This window comes from Streptomyces sp. SID14478 (genome assembly GCF_010548525.1).
In the GTDB taxonomy this organism is placed as follows: Bacteria; Actinomycetota; Actinomycetes; order Streptomycetales; family Streptomycetaceae; genus Streptomyces.
On record NZ_JAAGMG010000264.1, the window covers coordinates 1 to 3,842 of the forward strand.

A 3,842-nucleotide genomic window follows, 5' to 3' on the forward strand; every position below is an offset into this window, starting at 1 on the left:
CAGCTCAGCGCCAGCGCGAGAGCGGCTGCGGGCAACGCGGTGGCGGTGCGTCTCCAGCGGCCGCGCGGAACACGTATCACTCAGGGCTCCTGATGTGGTGGTGAGTCGTGGTGGGGCTTCGAGGCGGGGATCGTAGGCCTCAGGAGTCACGGCACACACGGCGTTCACAGCAGCCCGGGAAGTGTTGGTCCGGCACCCTCCGCGACCTCATGTGGCGGCCACTCTCCGTTCGCCTGCCCCGGGCGTCTTTATTTCGGGCAAACAGGGTTCTGCCGGGACTCTCAGGGCACGCTCAGCCCGCTCTCATGAACGCGCCACAGGCTTACTGTCATGACCGAGACCTTCCGCCGCAGCGGCGAGTACCCCCAGGGCCAGCAGCAGTCCCCGTACTCCGAGAACGCTTCCGCACAGGGGTCGTTCCCTCCCCCGCCGCCGTACGAGCCGGCGCAGCCGTTGAGCGTCGCCCCCGGCACCACGGTGTGGCCGGGCGACGGCGGCGGGCACGGCGGTGACGGGCACACCGCGCAGTTCGCGGCCTACGGCGCCGAGCCGCCGGCCGGAGGTCCGACGGCTCCCGCCGCGACCGGTCCCCAGCCGCGCAGGAAGCGGATGCGCGGCCCGTTCGGTCTGATCGCGGCCGTGGCCATCGCGGCGGCGGCCGTCGGCGGCGGCACCGCGTACGCCTTCCAGGAGCTGACCGGCACGGACACCACGGCCTCCAGCGCCACCAGCACGAACGTCGTGCCCAGCAGCAAGAAGGGCACCGTCTCCGGGGTCGCCGAGGCGGTCAGCCCGTCGATCGTCGAGGTCAACGCGACGCTGTCGTCCGGCTCCTCCACCGGCTCCGGCGTGATCCTCACCGGCGACGGCGAGATCCTCACCAACAACCACGTCATCTCCGGCGCCTCCTCGGTCAAGGTGAGGACGAGCGACGGCAAGTCCTACACCGCCGAGGTCGTCGGCACCGACGCCAAGAAGGACCTCGCCCTCATCAAGCTGAAGAACGCCTCGGGCCTCAAGGCGGCCACGCTCGGCGACTCCGACGGCGTCAAGGTCGGCGACGACGTCGTCGCCATCGGCTCCCCCGAGGGCCTGACCGGCACCGTCACCAGCGGCATCGTCTCCGCGCTCGACCGCGACGTCACCGTCTCCACCGACGAGGGCCAGCAGGAGCAGCAGCAACAGCAACAGGGCGGCGGCAGCGGCCAGTGGCCGTTCGAGTTCGGCGGCCGGCAGTTCAACGGGGAGACCGGCTCGTCCACGACGACGTACAAGGCGCTGCAGACCGACGCGTCCCTCAACCCCGGCAACTCCGGCGGCGCCCTCATCGACATGAACGGCAACATCATCGGCATCAACTCGGCGATGTACTCGTCCGGTTCGGGCTCGGGCTCGTCGGCGGACTCGTCGAGCGCGGGCAGCGTCGGCCTCGGCTTCGCCATCCCGATCAACACCGTCAAGGCCGACCTCGACTCGCTGCGCGCCGGGGGCTCCGACAGCTAGGGCGTCCCAGGAGGACCGTCATGACCCGCACCGTCCGTCACCCCGAAGCCCCCACGGGCCCGGCCGACCTCGGCCTCGCCCTGACCGTCGCAGCGACCCTGCATCCGCCCGTCACCCGCGCCCCCGAAGTGACGTCGTCCACGGCGCGGCCCCGGGCGGCACGCGGCCGCCGCGCCACCGTGCGAGGCTGAGAACGGCCCTGCCCGAACCATTCGTTAGGAAGCGCAGCCCATGAGTCCCGCCGAAGGCGACCGCGACCCGCACCGCATCCTCATCGTCGACGACGAGCCGGCGGTGCGGGAGGCACTCCAGCGTTCCCTCGCCTTCGAGGGCTACGGCACCGAGGTCGCCGTCGACGGCGCCGACGCGCTGGAGAAGGCGGCCGCCTACCAGCCGGACCTGGTCGTCCTGGACATCCAGATGCCGCGCATGGACGGGCTGACGGCGGCCAGGCGACTGCGCGCCACCGGCTCCACCACCCCGATCCTCATGCTCACCGCGCGCGACACCGTCGGCGACCGGGTCACCGGGCTCGACGCGGGCGCCGACGACTACCTGGTCAAGCCGTTCGAACTGGACGAGCTGTTCGCCCGGGTCCGCGCGCTGCTGCGGCGCAGCTCCTACGCCGCCGCTTCCGGCGGGATCGTGGACGACTCCGACGTGCTGGCCTTCGCCGATCTGCGCATGGACCTGGCGACCCGGGAGGTCACGCGGGGCGCGCGCACGGTCGAGCTGACCCGCACCGAGTTCACGCTGCTGGAGATGTTCCTGGCCCACCCGCGCCAGGTCCTCACGCGCGAGCAGATCCTCAAGGCGGTCTGGGGCTTCGACTTCGAGCCGTCGTCCAACTCCCTCGACGTGTACGTGATGTACCTCCGCCGCAAGACGGAGGGCGGGGGCGAGCCGCGGCTCGTCCACACGGTGCGGGGTGTGGGGTACGTGTTGCGGTCGGGCGGGGCGGAGTGAGCGGTCCGATGCGCCGGTTGAGGCATCTGCCGCTGCGGTCGCGGATCGCGCTGCTGGTGGCGCTGGCCGTGGCGGCGGCGGTCGCCGCGGTGGCGGTGACGTGCTGGTTCCTCACGCGAGATCAGCTGTCCGCACAGCTGGACGACAAGCTGCACACCGAGGCGGCGTCGATCAGCACGGCGCAGCTGGAGAACATCGTCGGCAACTGCAACAGCAAGGATCCCGCGATCCCGCGCGGCCTGCCGGGCCCGACGATCCAGGTCATCTCGGTCGACGGCGCCGAGTGCACGTCGTCGGGCGACCCGCACATCCCCGTCCAGCAGGCCGACCTGGACGTGGCCAACGGTGTGCTCACCTCCGCTCGGCACACCACCGACGACGCCTCCGGCAAGCCCATGCGCGTGCTCACGCTGGGGGTGAAGAGAGGAGGGCCCTCCGGCGCGACGCTCCCCGGCGTCGCCGTCTCCGTCGCCACTCCCGTCAAGGAGATCACCGAACCCCTCGCCACCTTGGCCTGGGTCCTCCTGGCCGTCGGCGGCATCGGCGTACTCGGTGCCACCGCCGCCGGCCTCTGGATCGCCCGTACCGGACTGCGCCCCGTCGACAAGCTCACCGATGCCGTCGAGCACGTGGCCAGGACCGAGGACCTCACCGTCCGCATCCCGGTCGAGGGCGACGACGAGATCGCGCGGCTGTCGGAGTCCTTCAACTCGATGACGGCGTCCCTCGCGTCTTCCCGCGACCTGCAGCAGCAGCTCATCGCCGACGCGGGGCACGAGCTGCGCACCCCCCTCACCTCGATGCGCACCAACATCGAGCTGCTCACCCGCAGCGAGGAGACGGGCCGCGCCATCCCCCCGGACGACCGCAGGGCGCTGATGGCCTCGGTGAAGGCGCAGATGATCGAACTGGCCGCGCTCATCGGGGACTTGCAGGAGCTGTCGCGTTCCGGGCTGAACGGGAGCGACGGCCCGCTCAAGGTCGTCTCGCTGCACGAGACCGTCCGTACCGCCATCGAGCGGGCCCGGCTGCGCGGCCCCGAGCTGACCATCGACGCCGAGCTGGCCCCCTGGTACGTGCGGGCGGAACCGGCCGCGCTGGAGCGGGCGATCGTGAACCTGCTCGACAACGCGGTGAAGTTCAGCCCGGACAAGGGCACCATCGAGGTGCGGCTGATGCGCGGGACTCTCACCGTGCGGGATCACGGCCCTGGCATCCCCGCCGATGAACTCCCCTACGTCTTCGACCGGTTCTGGCGCTCGCCGACCGCCCGCGCGCTGCCCGGCTCGGGCCTCGGCCTGTCCATCGTGGCCCGCACCGTCGAGGCGAACGGCGGCGAGGTCGCGCTCGCCGCGGCGGACGGCGGCGGCACC

General features: G+C 71.8%; 4 protein-coding genes. All 4 read left to right on the forward strand.

The genetic code is table 11. From position 1 onward, the window contains the following. Positions 1 to 330: 330 nt before the first annotated feature. Positions 331 to 1,503: a trypsin-like peptidase domain-containing protein gene (locus G3I40_RS09290; RefSeq protein ID WP_164301684.1), complete on the forward strand. Its 1,173-nt coding sequence runs from the start codon at positions 331 to 333 to the stop codon at positions 1,501 to 1,503. Between the two features lie 20 nt (positions 1,504 to 1,523). Then, positions 1,524 to 1,694 carry a hypothetical protein gene (locus G3I40_RS46425; RefSeq protein ID WP_203643719.1) on the forward strand — a complete coding sequence of 57 codons (171 nt, stop codon included), beginning with the start codon at positions 1,524 to 1,526 and terminating at the stop codon, positions 1,692 to 1,694. Between the two features lie 40 nt (positions 1,695 to 1,734). Further along, positions 1,735 to 2,469, forward strand: a complete 735-nt coding sequence (locus G3I40_RS09295) for a response regulator transcription factor (protein ID WP_164301685.1) — start codon at positions 1,735 to 1,737, stop codon at positions 2,467 to 2,469. Continuing rightward, positions 2,466 to 3,842 (forward strand): HAMP domain-containing sensor histidine kinase (locus G3I40_RS09300; protein ID WP_164301686.1); only part of this gene is annotated, 1,377 nt, incomplete at its 3' end. The genes G3I40_RS09295 and G3I40_RS09300, both read left to right, overlap by 4 nt.